Raw genomic sequence first — 22,059 nt, 5'->3', positions numbered from 1 at the left:
AATGAAAATCAAAGAGCAAACTAGGAAGCTAGCCGCAGGCTGTACTTGAGTACGGCAAGGTGAAGCTGACGTGGTTTGAAGAGATTTTCGAAGAGTATTAGTCGACAAATGACTAAACAAGGACAAATAGTGTCAAAAAAGACCCCGAGCTTAATGTGGAAGTTAGCTTGGGGTCTTTTCTAGTCCATGATATAGAACTAATCCTTAATTCCTCTCCATTATCCCACAGTTCACAAAATTTGTCAAAGGTTTATATTCGCGGCTTTTCAAGCTTTAACCGCTGTACAACAATATGATGACTCACTCCTTGACAACCAAGAGCATTATTACAGTAGTTCTAGTCCTTCAATTAACAGTCACTTAAATTCAAAGTGAGGTTGAACTTGCTGAAGCGACAACAGACCTATTTCTTAGTCATATTCGCTAAAAAATCCCCGCCAAAATCTCAAAAAGTCCCCGCCAATTCCCCGACCAAAATCCGAAAATACCGAAAAATATCGAAAAATGATTTTTAGAATAGTCCCCAAAAGCCTGAAATAAAGCAAAAAAACTCCACCTGATTGGGTGGAGTTAAGGGAGATTATTATGAAAAAGAAAAGTTTAGGATTTTATTAAATAAAGTTAGGAGGTCTTTATTTAATAACTACATGATACATGACGAAGCTTAAAACTAGCTTAACTTTTCTCATATTTTACTATTTTACAAAAAAATTCTATCACCATCACCTACCCACAAAAAAGCCACCTGATTGGGTGACTTCATTAGGAGATTATGATGAAAAAAAGTTTTAGGATTTCATTAAATAAAGTTAGGAGGTCTTTATTTAATGACTATATGATACTAGACCATCCTTAAACTTTGCTTAAGAAAAAACAAGTTTTGTTATTTTTCTCTGTTTATCCAAATCATTCCTGTACAGTCATAGGTGGATAAGATTTCAAAGCCCATAAAACGATAAAATCCCAAGTTTTTTTCTGTCTCTTCTGTCACCAGCTGGACTTGATAGGTATCTTTGTAATCCTCTAAAGCCTCTTTCATTAGGGCACTACCAATTCCTTGGCGCTGATAGCTAGGTAAAACGATTAAATCCTGAACCAATACTGATGAGAATCCATCTCCAACCAAACGAATCAAGCCCACCACAGCATCGCCATCAAGCGCCAGATAAATTACTAATGAATGAGGCAAGGCCTGCTCCAGCATCTGAGGTTGATTTGTATAATTTGTCCAACCGGCAGCCTGATAGAGATGCAAAACATCCTCTAGCTTGACAATTTCTTGCTTTTTAATAGTAATCATCTCAACACCTCTTAAAGCTCTCTCAAGCTCTTGTACTGCTGTCCATTTTTATCAAAATTTTCAGGACGCAACCATGTTTCCAAACGAGCTTTGACTTGAGGCCAGTCCTTATCAATCATAGACAACCAATCCGTATCCCTCGTCCGTCCCTTATAAACCACTGCCTGACGGAATGTTCCTTCATAAATAAAGCCCAAACGTTCCGCTGCTCGTCTGGATGGCAGATTTAAGACATCGCATTTCCACTCATAACGACGATAGTTCAGCTCCTCAAAAACATAGCGAGCCAGAAGATACTGAGCCTCTGTCCCTATCCGTGTCCCCCTGAGTTCTGGAGAAAAAGTGACTGCGCCCACTTCTATCACTCGGTTATTCTGGTCAATGCGCATGAGAGAAAAAGTTCCCAAAGCCTTACCAGTCGCCTTGTCTATGATTGCATAGTAAAAACGGTCCTTACGAGCCAACATCTGATTTAAAATGCTAACCAACTCTTCCATATCTGCTACTGGCTCCTGAAAAAGATAGGTCCACATCTCCCGAGGAGTATCCGGGCCATAAACAGCTAATAAATCCTCCGCATGCTTTTCTACCGAGAGAGCCTCTATCCTAGCATAACGCCCTTCTAAGAAATCAATAGAAGGCAGTGTACCGGGTGTATAACCTTCCATTGACTCACCAATCATCTGACCATATTCATTTACTGGCATCTTTCTTCTCCTTGTTTTGCTTTCCAAACTTTATAGTTGCACATAGTATATCATACTTTCATAACAAGATTCAAAAAATCCTCCAGATTCTACTCTGAAGGATTCCTATCTTATTTCACAACAATATTAACCAATTTATTCGGTACCGCAATCACTTTCACGATGTCCTTACCGTCAATTTCTGCTTTGACTTTTTCATCAGCGAGAGCAATTTCTTGCAATTCTTCGCGAGAAAGGTCTTTGGCTACCATCAATTTAGCACGGACTTTTCCTTTGATTTGGACGACGATTTCGATTTCGTCTTCAACCAATTTACTTTCGTCCCATGTTGGCCAAACCACGTAAGAGATTGACTCACCTGTTGCCACAACTGTTTGCCAGAGCTCTTCTGCCAAGTGAGGCGCAAATGGAGCAATCAACTGAACGAAGCCTTTGGCGTAGTCTACATAAAGATTGTCTTCCTTGTTGGCCGCATTGACAAAGACCATAAGTTGGGCAATGGCGGTGTTGAATTTGAGGGACTCAATTTGCTCAGTGACAGCTTTGACCGTTTCGTTGTAAACCTTGTCAAGAGAGCCATTGTTTTCCACAACAATTTCCTTACTTGTAATCAAACGGTAAACACGGTCAAGGAACTTACGACTTCCTTCCAGACCTTCTTCTGACCAAGCGATTGAAGCATCAAGTGGTCCCATGAACATTTCATAAACACGAAGGGTGTCAGCACCGTATTGTTCTACCACATCGTCTGGGTTAACAACGTTCTTGAGGGACTTAGACATCTTAGCTGGAGCTTGCTCCAACTCTTCCCCTGTTTCCACATGGAAGAAGGAACCGTCACGTTTTTCAACCTTGTCAGTTGCCACAAGAGCCCCACGGTGGTCACGGTAGCTAGTTCCCAAAATCATTCCTTGGTTAAAGAGTTTTTGGAACGGTTCTTTAGTAGGAACGACACCAAGGTCATAGAGGAATTTATGCCAGAAACGAGCGTAAAGCAAGTGAAGAACGGCATGCTCTGCACCACCCACATAGATATCTACTGGCAACCATTGTTTGAGAAGGTCCTCATCGGCCAATTTCTCAGTATTGTGTGGGTCAATATAGCGGAGGTAGTACCAGCTTGAACCAGCCCATTGTGGCATGGTGTTGGTTTCACGACGACCTTTGACACCATCTGCACGAGTCACTTCAAGCCAGTCTGTCAAGTTAGCTAGTGGACTTTCCCCTGTACCTGAAGGACGGATATCCTTGGTTACAGGCAAGACAAGTGGCAATTCACTTTCAGGAACAGCTGTTGAAGTTCCATCTTCCCAATGAATGATTGGAATTGGTTCACCCCAGTAACGTTGACGGCTAAAGAGCCAGTCACGGAGACGGTAGGTAACCTTCTCTTGTCCACAGCCTTTTTCTTCCAACCAAGCCACAATCTTGGCAATTGCGTCTTCTTTGTTCAATCCATCTAGGAAGTCTGAATTAACATGAAGGCCATCTTCTGTGTAGGCAGCTTCTTCAACGTTTCCACCTTCAAGTACTTCTACGATTGGAAGGTCAAATTGTTTGGCAAATTCCCAGTCACGTTGATCGTGGGCAGGCACAGCCATGACAGCACCTGTCCCATAACTCGCAAGGACATAGTCCGCAATCCAGATTGGAATTTCCTTACCATTGACAGGGTTGACTGCATAAGCACCAGTCCAAACCCCTGTTTTTTCTTTAGCAAGGTCTGTACGAGCCAAGTCAGACTTGAGGCTAGCTTGGTGTTTGTAGTCTGCTACTGCCTCTGCTTGCTCTGTACTTGTGATAGCATCTACTAATTCATGCTCAGGAGCCAGAACTGTGAAAGTCGCACCGAAAAGGGTATCAGGACGAGTGGTGAAGACAGTGAATTCCTTATCAGTTCCCTTAACCTTGAAGGTTACATTAGCACCAGTAGATTTACCAATCCAGTTACGTTGCATATCCTTGATAGACTCTGGCCAATCAAGTTCATCTAAATCATTAAGCAAACGCTCCGCATAGGCCGTGATTTTGAGCATCCATTGGCGCATTGGTTTGCGGACAACTGGATAGCCTCCACGCTCAGAAGTTCCATCAGGAAGGACCTCTTCGTTGGCGATGGCTGTTCCCAATTCCTCAACCCAGTTTACTGGCACTTCAGCTTCATAGGCCAAGCCTTTTTCATAAAGCTTAGTGAAAATCCATTGCGTCCACTTGTAGTAGTTTGGATCTGTTGTATTGACTTCACGATCCCAGTCGTAAGAAAATCCAAGCGCATTGATTTGACGTTTGAAGTTGGCAATATTTTCCGCTGTAAATTCTGCTGGGTCATTACCAGTATCCATAGCATATTGCTCTGCAGGCAAACCAAAAGCATCCCAACCCATTGGGTGAAGGACATTGTAGCCTTGCGCACGTTTGTAACGGCTGAGAATATCGGTTGCAGTATAGCCTTCTGGATGTCCTACGTGCAGACCCGCTCCAGACGGATAAGGGAACATATCAAGAGCATAAAACTTCGGTTTTGATGCATCTGTCCCTGTCTTAAATGTATGATGTTCTGCCCAGTAGCCCTGCCACTTAGGCTCAATTTCTTTATGATTGTAAAAACTCATGGTCTCTCTCCAATTTTGTGATGTTACTATTATACCATTTTTGAGGGAATTTGAAATGTGTTAAAAGAAAAAACTGTATACTGTATTTCATTAATTTTGATGGCTCTGAATTGCTCTATCACCCACTTTTTATCCTATTATTATGCAGAAAATCAAGGGGCTTATCTCATATAGCACAAAATACTTATTTTTAGACCGAAAATAAGACTGGAATGCTAATTAATGTATTTATAGTAAATAGCCGACAACCTGTGTCGCTTTTTAATTTATGAAGAGCGTCGGATTCAATACGAGGATCAATAAAAGACTACTATTTGGAAAACAGTAGTCCTTATTGTTTATTTTGAATTTACATAGGCGTCTACAGCAATGATAGCTTGAGCAACATCTGAAGGCGAAATCTTAAACGGCATCTGATGGATTGTCTCACCCTCCATAGTTGCTTGTTTACCAACTTTTATTAAATCATCATATCCAACTTGATCTAAATGCATTTCTTTTAGAGTTGTTGGCATGCCAATTTTTTTGTAAAACTCAATATACTTATCAAGTTCTTCTTTAGGTCTATTTTCCAATAAAAGTTGTACCAAAGTTCCATAAGCTACTTTTTCACCATGTGTTAAATGATGAATGTCACCCGTCAATGCAGTAAAACCATTATGAATTGCATGCGCCGCAGCCAATCCTCCACTTTCAAAACCTAGGCCACTCAATAGAGTATTAGCTTCAACAATATTTTCTAATGCTGGTGTCACCACTTTAGCTTCACAAGCTGCCATAGCCTGTAAACCATCTGCAAACAGCGTTTCTTCACATTTCTTCGCAATTGCAACTCCAGCCAACGTTTGTTCTTGTCCCAACATAGTTTTTCCATTTGCCTGCATAACTGCACGCGCCTCAACCCAAGTTGCTAAACCATCTGCAATACCAGACGCTAATAAACGCTTAGGAGCTTGTGAAATAACTTTTGTATCAACCAAAACTAAATCTGGATTTTTAGAATAAAATAGATAATGATCAAATGCACCTTCATCTGTATAAATAACAGATAAAGCAGATACAGGTGCGTCGGTCGATGCAATTGTTGGAGCAATAATAACAGGTTTTTCAATCAAATCTGCAATAGCTTTTGCACTATCAATCGTCTTTCCACCACCGAGCCCGATAATACTATCACAATTTTCTTTCTCAGCCAAGGCAACAACTCGATTGATTTCATTGTCAGAAGCTTCACCATTAAACTGGGCTAGAACAATATGGAAACCATACCTATGTAGGTAATCTTCAAATCGTTTTCCAACAATATCATAAACCAACTGATCGCATAATAGAATCGGACGATTTCCCAAATCCAATATTGATTTGGCATTTTCGAACAAGGCATTTTCCCCTTGAATATATCTCGAAGGACTAGCAAAAATTCTCATGTTTGTTTCCTCTCTATCTAAATGGAACGACTATTTTGAGTAACAAACCAGTCGTCAGAAAAATCATCAACCGCCTTTTGGATAGATGGCATGGCGAAAGCTGATTCAAAAACATCTGCTCCTGCTGTAACAGCATGCGCACCTGCAGCTAAAGCATTATTTACTTGTGCTACATTTTTAAAGGATGCAGCTAAAATCTTACTAGGAGAGTTCTGTCTATCAATAGCAAGAGCTAATTGACGAATGACAGAATTTGAATCAATGTTCAGATTTTCCATTCTATTATAATATGGAGCTAGGTAATCCGCTCCTGCTTCGATAGCTAATAATCCCTGAATAACTGTATAAATAGCTGTTGCAGTGATAGGGTAGCCCTCTTTTTTTAGCACCTTTATTGCACGTAATCCAGCTGGAGTAACAGGTACTTTGATAAATATATCATCTCCTGCTTGTCTCCGAATTTCATGAGCATCCTTTAAGATGCCTTCAAAATCTTGAGAAATCACCTGAACATGAATAGAGGGTGCAGAGCCAATCAATTCTCTTACATCTTTGATTCGTTCAAAAAAATTAATAGAACCCTCTCTTTTTGCAATAGTAGGATTTGAAGTTACCCCAGCTAGTGGTAAAATTTCAGACCACTTTTTAATCTCATCTAAATTTAATGTGTCAAGCATAAATTCCATAAAAAGAACCTCTTTATTTTACAAAGTATGCTCAGTACGTCCTATAATATCATCTTGGGTTGCCTTAGAAAGAACATTGAAGAATGCAGAGTATCCTGCAACACGAACAATTAAATCTCTGTGTTTTTCAGGATGTTTCTGAGCGTCAATCAACGTCTCTCTGGAAACAACATTGTATTGAATATGGTACCCATGTAAACGATTAAAGAATGTTCGTAACAAAGCAATTAGTTTTAATTTATCTTCTTCTTTGGCTAACGTTTGAGGATTTACTTTCTGATTTAAGAGAACCCCACCTACGATTTCATCTGTTGGTAATTTTGAAACAGATTTTAAAACAGATGTAGGGCCGTGTTGATCCATATTATGTGATGGTGAACAACCCTCTGCTAACGGTGTACCCGCGTTGCGTCCATCTGGAGTTGCTAATGTTCCACGTCCCTGCCCTACGTTGGCTGAGATAGAAGATGTTCCTGAATAACGAATTCCTCCAATAGGACCTCTTCCATAACGTGTATTAGGATATTTAGCAATTTCATCAACATAAATGTCATAAGCAGCAGTAACCAATTTGTCAGCATAATCATCATCATTACCGTACTTAGGTGCATCATGAATCAACATTTCTTGAATGACCTTACCTTCTTCTCCGGCATAATCTGTTTCCAGTGCATGCCAAAGCTGACTTGGGCTTATACGTTCTTCCTCAAATACCAATTTTTTAATTGCAGCTAATGAATCCGACAAATTTGCAATTCCAACTTGCAAACCTGATATATAATCATATACTGCTCCACCTTCTTTAAGGTGTTTTCCACGACCAATACAATCATCAGTCAATGCTGAACATAGAATATCAGGAACTTCTCGTTCCAATGATAAATCAATAGAATTTTCAACAATAACACTCATTCGTGTCAAATATCTTAGTGTTTTATCCCAAGCATTTTCTAATTCAGAAAAGTTCTTCATATCCTTAAAATGACCAAAGCTTGGTGCAAACCGTTTCCCCGAAGCTGGATCAATTCCATCATTCATCGTGATAAGTAGAACTTTAGGGAAGTTCATGTAACTCATACCTGTGCAACGATATCCCCATTTCCCTGGAACTGCCGTTTCAACACATCCAATGGCACTGTAATCATAAGCATCATCTTCCAATACTCCTTTTGCAATAAAAGAAGGAATAATAATCTCATCATTATTAAATGCAGGCATACCAAAACCAAGTTTCATCACTTCAATACACTCATTCATGAAACGAGCATCTAAACCTGCATGGTAACGTACAGTTAGATTAGGTTGCGGTAGATGGGTTTGTGCAACTGATTTTAATACCAAATAAGATAATGGGTTAACAGCATCCTTCTTATCTCGAGTCTGTCCACCAATTGTAACATTTTGATATAAAGGACTTCCTGCTGAAGAAAATGTATGTGCTTGACTGCGAACCTTATTAATTGTAATTGTCTTAATCCAAAGATTTGTTAGACGTTCAACAATGCTATCTTCTGTTTCTTTACCACTTTCTAAATCAGCCTTCATATATGGATACATATATTGATCAAAACGGCCATATGAAAGAGAGTGGCCATTAGATTCAATTTGTAAAATACATTGAATAAACCAGACTGATTGAATAGCTTCTGCAAAAGTAGTTGCCGGTTCATATGGGACTCGAGAGCAAATATCTGCAATCTCAAGTAATTCTTTCTTACGTTTAGGATTTGCATTTTCGGCTAAACTTTTAGCAAGAGCAACAAAGCGATTTGCATATACTTTAATAGCATCGATTACGATAAATATAGAGTCGTAAAAATGATATTTATCAATACTTGCTGGATCTGTTAAATCTAGCGCTGCTTTCGCTTTACGAGCCCGCTCTTCAAAACCTCTTAAACCAAATTGCAACAGTTTCTGATAGTTAACTGCTAAGTGAGCATCTCCAGAATTCATCTTACCTTCCATACCGAAGAATCCTGTTTCCATATAAACAGACACTTCTTCAGGTAACAAGGCACCAGCTCTAGCACGTAAATTATTATTTTCCCAAAACGGAGCAATACTTCTAAGTTGTTCTTTTGTTTCTTCTGTAATATAGAAAACATCTCCATCACGCTTTTCAAAAAGATCCAACTCATTGAGAACAAATTCTAGCGTATATTCTGGAAAAATAGGAGCATCTTTATTGGAAGAAGCTTGATTTCCCGCAATCATAGATTCTTCTTCGATATAGATAGTCATATTTTCCAAAATTTCTTTGAGCATATAGGCGCGTTTTAGGACATTAGGTTGTTCCTTATATCGATCATAAGCGCGTGTTGCTAAAACTGCTCTTTCAGCATCAATATAAGGTTTTTTATTTAAAACATCTTCTCGATATTTGTTCATCCTTTCAGTAAGGCTGCCAAAATATTCTGTCTTGATTGTTGTTCTTGCTACTTCTGTATTTACCATCGTAAGCACCTTTCTTTCGAAAATATTTTTGTTTCTTTCGAAAATATAATACCTGGTTTTTTAGAAAATTTCAAGCTTTTAACTAGAAAAACTTTAACTCTCTAATTTTTAGCACAAATGTGTATGTTTAATGATAATACACAAATGTTTTTTTAGAATTATCATGCTTCATTCTGATAAGCTAAACGATCTTGTATCTTAAAGAATGGAAAATAAACCACTGTAGACATCGCCAATACTAATAACTGAGTCACAACACCTTGCCATCCACCAACCATAAATCCTGATATAATAGCTGGGGTGCTCCAAGGTAAGGTAACTCCTGAAAATGGCTGCATGAAACCTGTTGCAATAGCTCCATATACTATAACAGCTGCAAGTACAGGAACAAGAATGAAAGGTACAAACATAACTGGATTCATGACAATCGGAAATCCAAATACAACTGGCTCATTTACGTTAAATATTGCTGGAAAAGCTGCTACTTTCCCTAACGCTTGGTACTGTTTAGATTTTGCTGCAAAAAGCATGGCAACTACAAGACCAAACGTAATTCCTGAACCAGATAGAATTAAAAATGAATCTAAAAACTGTTGAGTAACAATATGTGCTCCATTTTCTAATGATAGATTACCAGAGGCTAACATAGCTTTATTAGCATCAAGATTAGATAAAAGCAGAGCTGTCACTACTCCATTTACTACCGATTGCCCATGAACACCAAACCACCACAAAAATGATATAAAGAATGCAATTCCAATAGCACCATACAAAGATCCAGTTAAACCTTGCAACGGAACTTGAATAGCAGAATAAATCATTTCTATGAATGTTCCGCCATTAGTCAGTGACTTCGCTAAAATATATACAATCATAGAAAATAAGAAAATTACAAATGCTGGAATCATTGCTTCAAACTGTTTGGCAATAGCTTGTGGAACTTGTTCTGGCATCTTAATAACAATTTTTCTCTTTATAAAGAAGGTATAAATACTTCCTACTACCAAACCTATAATGATAGCACCGATAATTCCTTGACCTCCAAACCAAACTTTACTAATAGCGTCCCCAATCGCCTCACCTTGTTTAGGGATATAAGACGATCTTAGCAAAATAAAGAATGCAGATACAGAAAGAACCCCAGCTGGCAAAGCCTCTACTCCGCTATTCTTAGCATAAGAATAGGCAATTGAAAAACAAGAAATTAGACCCATAATCGCAAAAGTTCCTGAATATACTTGCATAAACGGCTCTGTCCAATTTGCTCCAAATACACTAGCAATGCCCTTGTTTAATCCTTCAAATGGCAATTGTCCCATAATCAAGAATAAACTACCAACTACTGTCAATGGCAAAATTGCTAACATACCATCTTTTAGAGCTATAATACCACGCATATTCACAAACTTCATCATAGGTGCAATGATTTTTTGAACATCCATCTTTGCCATAATAAATCTCCTTTTCTTACCCACTAATCAAAGATAGGGCCAAATCTAATACTTTTTTCCCATCTAACATACCATAGTCCATCATCGGAATAACAGCTATCGGAACATCACACTTATCACAAATTTCTTTTGATTTATCTAATGTATAAGCAACTTGAGGTCCCAACAGTGCAACATCTATATTTGGGGCATAATCAGCTAATTTGGACTGAGAAAACGCCTCTATTTCTGCTTCAACTCCACTAGATTGCGCTGCAATTTTCATATTATTTACAAGCATACCAGTGGAAAATCCTGCTGCACAAAACAAACCAATCTTCACCATTATATTTTCCTCCTCTATGTTAATAACAATGATAATACTCTAGTATTATTTTTTATGAAGTTCTTTTCTCAAACTAATAATTTCTTTGATTAAATTAATCTCCGTCATACTAGTCATGAGATGATCTTGCGAATGGACAAAAAGTGCTGTAATCTCCGTTTTTGTACCAGACGCTTCTTGTGCCAAGAATTTTGTTTGTAGATTATGGGCTTCTAATAAGGCGGCATCAGCTAACTGTATTTCTTCTTCACACCGTTCACATGTACCGTTTTTTATGTAATCTAACGCTTTATAAATATGTTGTTTCGCATCACCAGCATATAAAATTAAACCCATGATAATTTGATCTGGAACAATAATTTCCATAAATTCCTCCTCATTTCACTATGTAAAAAGCTTTTTTCATTTGAAATTTTAAAATTTTCTTTTGTAACTATAGAATACAACTACATAAGAAACTTGTCAATCCAAAAATCAACAAATAAACAATTTTTATTTATATAAGCACAAATGTGCAATCGACTAAAAAGAAAAACGATAAACTGAATCAGTCTATCATTTTCACTCGCATAAAATATTTCGAAAAGAAAAATCACCATCTTCTTCTAAAACTTTTAAAATTGTATTTTTATCTGTAATCAGATGATTTACTAAATTAGCACGCAAGACAGAAAGAATCGCAGATACTTTCGTATCACCGTAAGCAACAGCTAAACTTTGAGGAATATTTTTTAAATCTTCCAAAGAGATGGCTATCGTTCTTTCCTGTAAGTTCTCATAAACTTCTTTACCTTTTGAATCAAAGAATCGACAACAAATTTCCCCTACAGTTTTAACTTTTGTCAATTCTTTAAAGTCATCCTCTGTAAGCATGTCTAACCATTGATGTTTTCCTTTATTACTAAAATCACCAATCCCAACCACAGCTATATCTAAATCTTTCCAACTATTTTTCAAATCTTCAAAATATCTTGATTGCAAAATACCATCTGCTAACAATTTATTTTCTTGCACAATTGTTGCATTCATAAATGTACACTCTCCATGAAATTTTCTAGACATTTCATAAATCAATGTATTCACATGGTATTTAGCGTGTATGTGACTAGGACCACCTGCTAGAGGATAGAAGTGAACATTTCGGACACTTTTGCTGTGGATTAAATCTACTAAATTACTTAAACTTTTCCCCCAAGAAAAGCCAATTTTCATATTATCATCAATTAAATTCCTAAGGACACCTGCTGCAACTTGAGAAATTCTTTCAGATAAAATTGTTGGATTATCATCAAATTCATTTGGAATAATTTCTAAACTTTCCAAACCATATTTTTCTTTTACATAATTTTCCAACTTAAACATATTGGTATCAAAATTCTCTATTTCAATTTTAACAATTCCTGCATTCCTTGCTTCTGTTAACATTCTACTAATAGAGGTTCTATAAATTCCTAATTTTGCCGCTATTTGTGACTGATTTAAGTTTTCAATATAATACAGATAAGCAATTTTAGAGAGCAGTTTATTCCTATCTTGATTCATACACTTAACCTCTTACGAAACTACCTTAACCATTATCCCAGCATTTTCTAATGTAGCTATATTTTGTTTAGAAAGTTTTTCGTCTGTTATTACTTCATAGACTTGACTTAAAGCAAATCTTCTTACTGTACCCCTTTTATCAAATTTACTTGAGTCAGTTAGCACAATGACTTTATCCGACGCTGCTGAAATATATTGAACTACCTCACTGCGCATTAAATCTTTTCCTGTAAAGCCCATCTCTTTATCGTAGCCATCTGTCCCAACAAAAGCTTGACGCACATGAAAAGTCTGTATCATTTCTTTTAATAAAGGTCCTACGGTAACCTGTGAATCTTTCTGAAACTCTCCACCAAGAACAATAACACGACATGAATCATAACCTCTTACAAAATTTGCTATAAAAAATGAATTTGTTACAATAGTGACATTTCTTTTTTGCTTGCAAATTTCCTCAGCAAGTAAAGCACAGGTTGAACCAGATTCTATCATTATTGTTTCATTATCTGATACCAATTTTACTGCTTCTTGAACAATTTTTCTCTTAATTTCATAATTAATTGACAAGCGTACATTTAAGTCATCTCCACTATTTAACACAGCATATCCATGCTCTCTGTGTAATAATCCTTTTGACTCTAATTTATCTAAATCTTTTCTAATCGTTACTTTCGATACATTTAATTTTTCCGATAATGTATTAACATCAATCTTTTCATATTCTGATACTAATTTAATAATTTGTTCCAATCTTTTCATTTTACACCTCCGTTTTATTCTACCAAAATAAAAAGCAAAAAACAACAAATTAAACTTTCGTTCGTAATTGTTTTTCTTTCGTTTTTGTGATAGGATAGAATTATAAAGAGGAGGAACTCTTATGGAAATATCTAAAGGAATTATTTTTAATATTCAACACTTTTCAATTCATGACGGTCCGGGTATTCGTACAACTGTTTTTTTAAAAGGATGTCCTCTGCGCTGTCCATGGTGTTCTAATCCTGAATCTCAAAGAATGAAACCTGAAAAAATGAAAGATGCTCAACGAGAAAAATTCACTTTAGTAGGTGAAGAAAAAACTGTAGAAGAAATTATTACAGAGGTATTAAAAGATAAAGAATTTTACGAAGAATCCGGTGGAGGTTTAACTTTATCAGGGGGTGAAATATTTGCTCAGTTTGAATTTGCTAAAGCCATCTTAAAGTCAGCTAAAGAACATCACATACACACTGCCATTGAAACTACTGCCTTTGTTGATCATGAACAATTTGTTGATTTAATCCAATATGTGGATTTTATCTACACAGACCTAAAACATTATAATTCTATAAAACATAAAAAAGTGACTGGGGTTTTTAATCAAATGATTATTAAAAACATTCATTATGCTTTTTCTCAACATAAAACTATCGTTTTAAGAATCCCAGTTATTCCTGATTTTAACAATAGTTTAGAGGATGCAGAAGAATTCGCTACTCTATTTAACTCATTAAATATCGACCAAGTTCAACTACTCCCTTTTCATCAATTTGGTGAAAACAAATATCGTTTATTAAATCGGAAATATGAAATGGATGGAGTCAACGCACTTCATCCCGAAGATCTTATTGATTATCAAAAGGTATTTCTGAACCATCATATTAATTGTTATTTCTAGTTTATCTCCCTGAAATGCTCTAGCTATTTGCAGATAACAAGCATCTATAATACATACTTAACTTTTCAAAAGGTTTAGCTAAAAAATTTTAGCCAAACCTTTTCTATTTTACCTTGCTCTAGAATTTTTAAACTGCTATACTTATAACAGAAAACCCTTCCAAGGAGGTAGCGGATGTCTCATTCCTTTAAAAAATCTCTCCAAAAAGAAATTCTCCATAGAAGCTCTATCGCAGCCTTTGTGACCTCACTCTTACTACTCATTTTACTTTTTGGTTTTTCCTATGTTTTACAAAAGCAGCAACTCTCCAAAGATACGAGACAGATTGTAAAACAGGTTCAAGAAATGAAAGAAGCAAATAATGAGCTCCTGACTACCATGAACCATAAAATGATTCCTGGATTTTTGGATGGCAAACACACAGAGAGAGAGGTCTTTAGCTTATTTTACGAGACAAAAGCTAAATTAAAACTTAGTTCTGACCTCATTATTCTAAGTGATACAGGTGAATTACTATTTAGTACCAATCGCAATCATCAAGAAAGTATTTTATCTCCCTACTATCTAAAACTGCTCATTCAAAATCCTTCTCAAGAAAAAGTTACAGAAAAAATTGCACTCTCTTCAGATAAGCAACATTACACACTCTTTATCAAACCACTACTTCAAAACCAACGAGTTAAGGCCTATACTATTGCTTTCGTAAATGAGAATGATTTCATCTCAAGTTTCCCAATGATCAATTCCAAATACATCATTACCGATAGCTTTGGAAATATGTTTTCCAACAATACAAATCAATTTACTCGTTCCACTCTTGAAAAATTTGATGAGAAACTCCTACACTCTCGCACCCACTGGTATGCGAATGAACCGCTTATTGTTCAAAAAGAAAAAGTCGGTGCTATTTTTTCAATCTATACTTTTCAATCCTTTTTTCCCATTCCTAGCTTACTTGGTCTAGCCTCCATTCTCACCTTATGTATATTCTTCCTCTACTTCTGGCAAGCAAGGCGAATTGCTCATAAGATTGCCACACACAACGCTGTTCCTATTGAAAGCTTAGTTTACCAACTTCAAGAAATTCCTAAACAAGCAGAAAAAAGACTTTCTCTACAAACAGGTGATGAGTTTGAGTTTATGGCAGAAAAAATCAACAATATGTTGTACGAATTAGATCAACTTCATCAAAAAATGTTGACCATAGAAAAAGAAAAGTGGATTTTTGAAAGAAAAATGCTGGAAGCTCAGTTCAATCCTCATTTTCTCTACAATACACTTGAGACGATTAAAATCACTTCTTTAATGGATGCAGATCTCACACAAGATCTGATTCAAAACCTCACGCGCATTCTTCGCTACAGTATCACCGATTTAGAAAAAGAAACAACCATTTGTCAGGATTTAAAGATTATAGAGGATTACCTGATTATTCATAAGATTCGTTTTGAGCACTTTTCTTATGATATTGTCTGTCCAGAAACTGTCGATAATCAGCCTATTCCTAAACTTTTCTTGCTTCCTCTCGTAGAAAATGCTATAAAATATGGGATGCAATACCGTATTGATCTTCATATAGATATCCAAATTACCTTGGAAGCAGATTCTCTAACTTTTTTAGTCAAGGATAATGCTGGAGGACTCACAAAACAAGAGCGACTCGCTATTTTAGACTCTTTAGAAAGCCCTCATACCCAGCATGGCATCGTTAACAGCTATAAACGATTGAGCAATTTCTTTTCTGATGTCCAGCTAGATTTAGGAGTCAATCGCCAAGGAGAAACTTGGGTCAAATTTATAACGAAAGGACTAACTCATGTTTAAGCTCATTATCGTAGAAGACGAACACCTCATTCGAAAATGGCTAGAGATTGCCGTAGACTACTCTGCCCTAGGTATCCAAGTTGTAGGAACTGCTAGTCACGGTCAAGAGGGAATGAAACTCATCCAAGAAAAAGAACCTCATATTGTCTTAACAGACATCACCATGCCAATTATGGATGCTTTTATGATGTTTGAAGCCACTCGTACTCTCTCCTATGAAAAAGTTATCTTATCAGGTTATAACGATTTTCAAAATGCCAAAAAAGCCATGCAATATGGAGCAGTTGATTTCCTATCCAAACCAATTGATACCAAGGAGTTGACAGAATGTCTTCAAAAAATTGTTTTGCGATTACGAGTTAGCACTTATCAAGAAACTCCTTTTTTAGAAGAATATCAAACTTTACTCACCTCTATCCAACAAGTCGATACACAAAACCAAATCATTCAGCAAATTCTGGAATTTGTGCATCAACACTACTGCATGCACTTTACCATTTCTACCATTGCAGAGAATCTAGGATATAGCGAAAGTTATCTATATAAGGTCATCAAAGAAGACTTCCCAATGACGTTAAATGAATATATCTTACGCTACCGCCTCAAGCAAGCTATAGATAAAATGGCTGAATCCCCTAATTCTCCCTTAAGCGATATCTCTGAACAAGTTGGATTTTCAGACTATAAATATTTTGCCAAAGTTTTTAAAAAGTATCTCCATATTTCTCCAAAAGAATTAAAACTCATGGATAAAAACCATTGATGTAAAAGGATTGCTCAACTCTATTGTAGCAATCTTTTTATTTTATACTTCCCATCGAAATCCCAGTTACAATTCACCCATCCTTGCTCTAGGAACTCATTTCCTATTTTTCGTTTTAGATTTCTTTAAGGTTTTTATTATATCCTGTAGAACTCTACAATTTAAAGACATTAACAATCTAGGTAGAGAAAATGTTCGTAAAAAAGGAGATACTTATGAAAAAAATACTATTCTTTCTCTCTTGTAGCTGGATATTCCTTTCTTTATCAGGATGTTCTTCAACTATAGAAGCGGAAACTAGCACTGAAAAAGATTCAGATAGCACTTTGGTTGTCTACTCGCCTAACCCTGAAGATCTTATCGAAGAAACAATCCCAGCCTTCGAAGAAAAATATGGTATTAAGGTTGATTTAGTACAAGCCAGCACTGGTGAATTGTTCAAAAAAGCTGAGGCCGAAAAAGAATCCCCTGTAGCTGATGTCATTTTCGGAGGCTCCTACGCCCTCTTCTCTTCTAACGAAAATCTTTTTGAACCTTATATTTCTCAAGAAAACGACCAGATAATCCCTGAATATCAAAATAAAACAGGATTCTACACACCTTATACACTGGATGTCAGTGTTATCATTGCCAATTCAGCCCTTACAAAAGATATAAAAATTGAAGGTTACAATGATCTACTCAATCCTAAATTAAAAGGAAAAATTGCTACTGCTGATCCAAGTAACACATCTAGCGCCTTTGCTCAATTAACAAACATGCTTATAGACCAAGGTGGATACGAAAATGAACAAGCTTGGACTTATGTGAAAAATCTATTTACCCTAATAGATGGAAAAATTGCATCTAGCTCTTCAAATGTTTACAAAGCTGTCGCCGATGGAGAAATGGCTGTAGGACTCACCTATGAAGACCCTGCCTTAAAACTCTTAAACGACGGAGTTGATGTAAAAGTCATTTATCCAAAAGAAGGAACCGTCTTTTTACCTGGTAACGCAGCTATCGTCAAAAACGCCAAACACATGGACAATGCTAAGAAATTTATCGATTTCCTCCTTTCTCAAGAAATCCAAGATAAGCTAGGAACTGAAACTACAATCAGACCCATTCGTAAAAATGCTAAAACCAATAAAAATATGAAAGCTATGACAGAAATCAATATTGCCACTGAAGATTCCGATTATGTCATTAAAAATAAATCTACTATTCTTAAAAAGTACAATGATATTTTTACAGATATCCAATCTAAAAAATAAAATTTGACTTTCCAATGATTAACTGTCAAACCCTGCTATAAAATCAAAAAAATTACTTCCGTTTTGTAGAGAATTTTACTCTAATAGAATAGAATTATCGGTTTTAAAAACGCTTACATTGTTTTAAAATAAACTTAAATAACACAACGGAGGTATCCATCATGAAAAAGAAATGGATGTATTATGCTGCTTGCGGACTAGCTCTTTTTGGTCTTGCTGCTTGTTCTTCTAATGAATCTGCCGATGGCGATTCATCTGATAAAGGAGACGGCGGTTCGCTAGTCGTTTATTCACCAAACTCAGAGGGCTTAATCGGAGCAACTATTCCTGCCTTTGAAGAAAAATATGGTATCAAAGTAGAACTGATTCAAGCTGGTACTGGAGAACTTTTCAAAAAACTAGAGTCAGAAAAAGAAGCTCCTGTAGCCGATGTCATCTTTGGTGGTTCTTATACACAATATGCTACCCACGGAGAACTCTTTGAAAACTATACTTCAAAAGAAAATGATAATGTTATCAAAGAATATCAAAACACAACTGGCTACTCTACACCTTATACACTAGATGGTAGTGTTTTAATCGTCAATCCTGATTTAACGAAAGGCATGAACATCGAAGGATATAGCGACCTTCTCAAACCTGAACTAAAAGGAAAAATCGCAACTGCTGACCCAGCAAACTCTTCTAGCGCCTTTGCTCAATTAACAAATATGCTACAAGCTCAAGGTGGTTACAAAGACGATAAAGCTTGGTCTTATGTAAAAGATCTCTTCACACTTATTGATGGTAAAATCGGTTCAAGCTCATCTGGTGTCTATAAAGCAGTCGCTGACGGAGAAATGGCTGTTGGTCTCTCTTATGAAGATCCAGCAGTTAAACTCTTAAATGACGGAGCTAATATCAAGGTAGTCTATCCAAAAGAAGGAACCGTCTTCCTACCTGCTAGTGCTGCTATCGTTAAAAAAGCGAAAAATATGGAAAATGCCAAGAAATTTATCGATTTTATTATCTCTCAAGAAGTACAAGATACACTTGGTACAACCACTACTAACCGTCCTGTTCGTAAAAATGCTAAAACAAGCGAAAACATGAAACCAATTGACAAAATCAAAACACTCACTGAAGATTATGATTATGTCATCAAAAATAAATCAGATATTGTTAAGAAATACAATGAAGTCTTTACAGATATCCAATCTAAACAGTAAAAGAGGTTCACTATGAGTGAGATCAAAATTATTAACGCCAAAAAAATCTACCACGATGCCCCTGTTATTGAGAATTTGAACATTACAATTCCAAAAGGAAGTCTCTTTACCCTTCTTGGGCCTTCAGGGTGTGGGAAAACGACCCTTCTTCGTATGATTGCAGGTTTCAACAGTATCGAAGGCGGAGAATTTTACTTCGATGATACAAAAATCAATAATATGGAACCCAGCAAACGAAATATCGGGATGGTTTTTCAAAACTACGCTATTTTCCCACATTTGACTGTTCGAGACAATGTTGCTTTTGGTCTCAAGCAAAAGAAAGTTCCAAAAGAAGAATTGATCCAACAGACCAACAAGTATCTTGAACTTATGCAAATTGCTCAATATGCGGATCGGAAGCCCGATAAACTCAGTGGTGGACAACAACAACGTGTCGCCTTGGCACGCGCCTTAGCTGTTAATCCAAGTGTTCTCCTCATGGACGAGCCACTTAGTAACCTAGATGCCAAACTTCGCTTGGATATGCGTCAAGCCATTCGAGAAATCCAACACGAAGTGGGAATTACAACCGTTTATGTAACCCACGACCAAGAAGAAGCAATGGCTATTTCAGACCAAATTGCTGTTATGAAAGACGGAGTAATCCAACAAATCGGCCGACCAAAAGAACTCTATCATAAACCAGCTAATGAGTTTGTAGCAACCTTTATCGGACGCACAAATATTATCCCTGCCACTCTTGAAAAACGGAGCGACGGCGCTTATATCGTCTTTTCAGATGGCTATGCCCTTCGAATGCCAGCCCTTGATCAGGCTGAAGCACAAGCTATTCATGTAAGTATTCGTCCTGAAGAATTCATTAAAGATGAATCTGGAGATATTGAAGGAATTATTAGCGATAGCGTCTATCTTGGACTGAATACTGAATACTTCATCGAAACAGGATTTGCCTCAAAAATTCAAGTTAGCGAAGAATCTACTTTTGAAGAAGATCTACAAAAAGGCGATCGTATTCGTCTACGAATCAATACTCAAAAATTAAACGTCTTTTCTGCAGATGGTTCCCAAAACCTGATAAAAGGAGTCAACCATGGAACGTAAAAAACTAAATATTTGGACAGCCTCCTCTTTCTTCATCTTTCTTACCTATCTTGTCTTTCTCGTTTATCCTATCGTTACCGTGCTCAAGCAAGCACTCATACATGAAGGACAATTCTCACTAGCTAATTTTGTCACTTTCTTTAGTAAAGCCTACTATTCTGAGACACTCGTCAACAGTTTCAAGGTTTCCATTACCGCTACTGTCACTTCCTTAGTTGTAGGAACCCTATTAGCTTATCTCTTCTCTATGTATGACTTCAAGGGAAAGAAATTTCTACAAATATTGATTATCATTGCTTCCATGTCAGCTCCTTTCGTGGGAGCCTACTCCTGGATTCTCTTGCTGGGACGAAATGGGGTCATCACTAAATTCCTGACAAATACCTTTCATCTTCCAGCTATTGATATTTATGGATTCAAAGGAATTGTACTTGTCTTTACACTGCAACTATTCCCACTGGTATTTCTATACGTTGCTGGGACAATGAAAAGTATTGACAATTCTCTACTTGAAGCCGCTGAAAGCATGGGGTCCTTCGGATTTAAGCGTATCGTAACGGTTGTTTTACCTCTTCTAGTTCCAACCTTACTAGCTGCTGCCCTGCTTGTATTTATGAGAGCATTCTCAGACTTTGGAACACCTATGTTAATTGGTGAAGGATATCGGACTTTCCCGGTCTTGATTTATACCCAATTCATTAGCGAGGTTGGAGGAAATTCTGCTTTTGCATCTGCTTTAGCAATTATGGCGATTATCATTGCCTTGGCAATCTTCCTTATCCAAAAATACATTTCGAATCGCTACAGTTTCAGCATGAATTCGCTCCATCCAATTGAGCCTAAAAAAACTACAAAAGGAAAAATGGCTGCCATTTATGCAACAGTCTACGGGATTATCTTGTTCTCTGTTCTACCTCAAGTCTACTTGATTTATACTTCTTTCCTAAAAACATCAGGTATGGTATTTGTCAAAGGCTACTCTCTAAACAGTTACAAGGTAGCTTTCAATCGTATGGGATCTGCTATCTTCAATACTATTCGTATCCCTTTGATTGCCTTAGTTCTGGTTGTCCTATTCTCAACATTTATCTCCTACCTAGCCGTTAGAAAACGGAATTTGTTTACAAACTTAATTGACAGCCTCAGTATGGTACCTTATATTGTACCAGGAACCGTTCTAGGGATTGCCTTCATTTCTTCCTTCAATACTGGTCTATTTGGAAGTGGATTTCTTATGATTACAGGGACAGCTTTCATTTTGATTATGTCCCTATCTGTCAGAAGATTGCCTTATACTATTCGCTCATCTGTTGCTAGCTTGCAACAAATAGCACCAAGTATTGAAGAAGCTGCTGAAAGCTTAGGAAGTAGCCGTCTCAATACCTTTGCCAAGATTACAACTCCAATGATGCTATCTGGTATTATTTCTGGAGCCATCCTATCTTGGGTAACAATGATTTCAGAACTCTCTACTTCTATCCTCCTCTACAATGTCAAAACAAGAACAATGACTGTAGCCATTTATACAGAGGTTCTCAGAGGGAATTACGGTGTAGCGGCAGCCTTGTCAACTATCCTGACTGTTCTAACAGTAGGTTCCTTGCTCTTGTTTATGAAAATCTCTAAAAGCAATAGCATTACACTTTAGTTTTCCCCCATCAAAAACAGCCGAAAGGATTACCCTCGGCTGTTTTTTCTTATCTTGATATTCTTATCAAATCCCTAGCTCATGGCAAGCAA

The 22,059-nt window shown here is 36.9% G+C and carries 18 protein-coding genes; 7 read left to right on the top strand and 11 right to left on the bottom strand.

Annotated features, from left to right (window positions below; translation table 11 throughout):
- Nucleotides 1-883: 883 nt before the first annotated feature.
- From ADH54_RS07415 to ADH54_RS07365, 11 genes are all read right to left on the bottom strand, one after another.
- Nucleotides 884-1,300 (bottom strand): GNAT family N-acetyltransferase, encoded by a 417-nt coding sequence (locus ADH54_RS07415; RefSeq protein ID WP_049524617.1) that lies wholly within the window; start codon nucleotides 1,298-1,300, stop codon nucleotides 884-886.
- 11 nt (nucleotides 1,301-1,311) lie between these two features.
- Nucleotides 1,312-2,007 (bottom strand): GNAT family N-acetyltransferase, encoded by a 696-nt coding sequence (locus tag ADH54_RS07410; RefSeq protein WP_049524616.1) that lies wholly within the window; start codon nucleotides 2,005-2,007, stop codon nucleotides 1,312-1,314.
- 110 nt (nucleotides 2,008-2,117) lie between these two features.
- On the bottom strand, nucleotides 2,118-4,619 hold the full coding sequence (gene leuS / locus ADH54_RS07405) for a leucine--tRNA ligase (RefSeq protein ID WP_049524615.1): 2,502 nt from the start codon (nucleotides 4,617-4,619) through the stop codon (nucleotides 2,118-2,120).
- Between the two features lie 338 nt (nucleotides 4,620-4,957).
- Nucleotides 4,958-6,046, bottom strand: a complete 1,089-nt coding sequence (locus ADH54_RS07400) for a glycerol dehydrogenase (protein ID WP_001217824.1) — start codon at nucleotides 6,044-6,046, stop codon at nucleotides 4,958-4,960.
- A 17-nt stretch (nucleotides 6,047-6,063) separates the two neighbouring features.
- Nucleotides 6,064-6,732 carry a fructose-6-phosphate aldolase gene (locus tag ADH54_RS07395; protein ID WP_049524614.1) on the bottom strand — a complete coding sequence of 223 codons (669 nt, stop codon included), beginning with the start codon at nucleotides 6,730-6,732 and terminating at the stop codon, nucleotides 6,064-6,066.
- 18 nt (nucleotides 6,733-6,750) lie between these two features.
- Nucleotides 6,751-9,189, bottom strand: coding sequence for a glycyl radical protein (locus ADH54_RS07390; RefSeq protein ID WP_049524613.1), 2,439 nt, complete (start codon nucleotides 9,187-9,189; stop codon nucleotides 6,751-6,753).
- A 161-nt stretch (nucleotides 9,190-9,350) separates the two neighbouring features.
- Nucleotides 9,351-10,640: a PTS sugar transporter subunit IIC gene (locus ADH54_RS07385; protein ID WP_049524612.1), complete on the bottom strand. Its 1,290-nt coding sequence runs from the start codon at nucleotides 10,638-10,640 to the stop codon at nucleotides 9,351-9,353.
- A gap of 16 nt (nucleotides 10,641-10,656) precedes the next feature.
- Entirely contained in the window at nucleotides 10,657-10,965 is a 309-nt protein-coding gene (locus tag ADH54_RS07380; RefSeq protein ID WP_000238721.1) for a PTS sugar transporter subunit IIB, read from the bottom strand.
- Nucleotides 10,966-11,010: 45 nt separating this feature from the next.
- Entirely contained in the window at nucleotides 11,011-11,331 is a 321-nt protein-coding gene (locus tag ADH54_RS07375; RefSeq protein WP_000402908.1) for a PTS lactose/cellobiose transporter subunit IIA, read from the bottom strand.
- 195 nt (nucleotides 11,332-11,526) lie between these two features.
- Entirely contained in the window at nucleotides 11,527-12,507 is a 981-nt protein-coding gene (locus ADH54_RS07370) for a sugar-binding transcriptional regulator (protein WP_001070837.1), read from the bottom strand.
- A 12-nt stretch (nucleotides 12,508-12,519) separates the two neighbouring features.
- Nucleotides 12,520-13,266 (bottom strand): DeoR/GlpR family DNA-binding transcription regulator, encoded by a 747-nt coding sequence (locus ADH54_RS07365; RefSeq protein ID WP_000824973.1) that lies wholly within the window; start codon nucleotides 13,264-13,266, stop codon nucleotides 12,520-12,522.
- A 121-nt stretch (nucleotides 13,267-13,387) separates the two neighbouring features.
- Here ADH54_RS07365 and ADH54_RS07360 point away from each other — a divergent pair, with 121 nt between their 5' ends.
- The 7 genes from ADH54_RS07360 (at nucleotide 13,388) to ADH54_RS07330 (ending at nucleotide 21,967) form a co-directional block, all read left to right on the top strand.
- Nucleotides 13,388-14,164: a glycyl-radical enzyme activating protein gene (locus ADH54_RS07360; RefSeq protein WP_049524611.1), complete on the top strand. Its 777-nt coding sequence runs from the start codon at nucleotides 13,388-13,390 to the stop codon at nucleotides 14,162-14,164.
- Nucleotides 14,165-14,338: 174 nt separating this feature from the next.
- The gene (locus ADH54_RS07355; protein WP_049524610.1) at nucleotides 14,339-15,988 is read left to right on the top strand and encodes a sensor histidine kinase; all 1,650 of its coding nucleotides are present in this window, start codon (nucleotides 14,339-14,341) and stop codon (nucleotides 15,986-15,988) included.
- Nucleotides 15,981-16,751 (top strand): response regulator transcription factor, encoded by a 771-nt coding sequence (locus ADH54_RS11415; RefSeq protein ID WP_080980817.1) that lies wholly within the window; start codon nucleotides 15,981-15,983, stop codon nucleotides 16,749-16,751. The genes ADH54_RS07355 and ADH54_RS11415 overlap by 8 nt, the downstream gene beginning before the upstream one ends.
- Nucleotides 16,752-16,966: 215 nt before the next feature.
- Nucleotides 16,967-18,007 carry an ABC transporter substrate-binding protein gene (locus ADH54_RS07345; protein ID WP_049524609.1) on the top strand — a complete coding sequence of 347 codons (1,041 nt, stop codon included), beginning with the start codon at nucleotides 16,967-16,969 and terminating at the stop codon, nucleotides 18,005-18,007.
- Between the two features lie 161 nt (nucleotides 18,008-18,168).
- Entirely contained in the window at nucleotides 18,169-19,215 is a 1,047-nt protein-coding gene (locus ADH54_RS07340; RefSeq protein WP_023946787.1) for an ABC transporter substrate-binding protein, read from the top strand.
- A gap of 12 nt (nucleotides 19,216-19,227) precedes the next feature.
- Entirely contained in the window at nucleotides 19,228-20,319 is a 1,092-nt protein-coding gene (locus ADH54_RS07335) for an ABC transporter ATP-binding protein (RefSeq protein WP_049524608.1), read from the top strand.
- A complete protein-coding gene (locus ADH54_RS07330; protein WP_049524607.1) occupies nucleotides 20,309-21,967 on the top strand; it encodes an ABC transporter permease in 1,659 nt (552 codons plus the stop codon). Before ADH54_RS07335 ends, ADH54_RS07330 begins: the two co-directional genes overlap by 11 nt.
- The last annotated feature ends 92 nt before the right edge of the window (nucleotides 21,968-22,059 follow it).

The organism is Streptococcus pseudopneumoniae, assembly GCF_001072315.1.
GTDB lineage: Bacteria > Bacillota > Bacilli > Lactobacillales > Streptococcaceae > Streptococcus > Streptococcus pseudopneumoniae_R.
Note: the sequence above shows the minus strand (reverse complement) of the source record. Positions and strands in the feature narration are given on the sequence as shown.

Coding starts and splice junctions, on each gene's coding strand:
- ADH54_RS07410 (WP_049524616.1), bottom strand. CDS start 2,007: ATGCCAGTAAATGAATATGGTCAGATGATTGGTGAGTCAATGGAAGGT.
- ADH54_RS07415 (WP_049524617.1), bottom strand. CDS start 1,300: ATGATTACTATTAAAAAGCAAGAAATTGTCAAGCTAGAGGATGTTTTG.
- ADH54_RS07400 (WP_001217824.1), bottom strand. CDS start 6,046: ATGAGAATTTTTGCTAGTCCTTCGAGATATATTCAAGGGGAAAATGCC.
- leuS (WP_049524615.1), bottom strand. CDS start 4,619: ATGAGTTTTTACAATCATAAAGAAATTGAGCCTAAGTGGCAGGGCTAC.
- ADH54_RS07370 (WP_001070837.1), bottom strand. CDS start 12,507: ATGAATCAAGATAGGAATAAACTGCTCTCTAAAATTGCTTATCTGTAT.
- ADH54_RS11415 (WP_080980817.1), top strand. CDS start 15,981: ATGTTTAAGCTCATTATCGTAGAAGACGAACACCTCATTCGAAAATGG.
- ADH54_RS07390 (WP_049524613.1), bottom strand. CDS start 9,189: ATGGTAAATACAGAAGTAGCAAGAACAACAATCAAGACAGAATATTTT.
- ADH54_RS07355 (WP_049524610.1), top strand. CDS start 14,339: ATGTCTCATTCCTTTAAAAAATCTCTCCAAAAAGAAATTCTCCATAGA.
- ADH54_RS07395 (WP_049524614.1), bottom strand. CDS start 6,732: ATGGAATTTATGCTTGACACATTAAATTTAGATGAGATTAAAAAGTGG.
- ADH54_RS07385 (WP_049524612.1), bottom strand. CDS start 10,640: ATGGCAAAGATGGATGTTCAAAAAATCATTGCACCTATGATGAAGTTT.
- ADH54_RS07335 (WP_049524608.1), top strand. CDS start 19,228: ATGAGTGAGATCAAAATTATTAACGCCAAAAAAATCTACCACGATGCC.
- ADH54_RS07365 (WP_000824973.1), bottom strand. CDS start 13,266: ATGAAAAGATTGGAACAAATTATTAAATTAGTATCAGAATATGAAAAG.
- ADH54_RS07375 (WP_000402908.1), bottom strand. CDS start 11,331: ATGGAAATTATTGTTCCAGATCAAATTATCATGGGTTTAATTTTATAT.
- ADH54_RS07340 (WP_023946787.1), top strand. CDS start 18,169: ATGAAAAAGAAATGGATGTATTATGCTGCTTGCGGACTAGCTCTTTTT.
- ADH54_RS07360 (WP_049524611.1), top strand. CDS start 13,388: ATGGAAATATCTAAAGGAATTATTTTTAATATTCAACACTTTTCAATT.
- ADH54_RS07345 (WP_049524609.1), top strand. CDS start 16,967: ATGAAAAAAATACTATTCTTTCTCTCTTGTAGCTGGATATTCCTTTCT.
- ADH54_RS07330 (WP_049524607.1), top strand. CDS start 20,309: ATGGAACGTAAAAAACTAAATATTTGGACAGCCTCCTCTTTCTTCATC.
- ADH54_RS07380 (WP_000238721.1), bottom strand. CDS start 10,965: ATGGTGAAGATTGGTTTGTTTTGTGCAGCAGGATTTTCCACTGGTATG.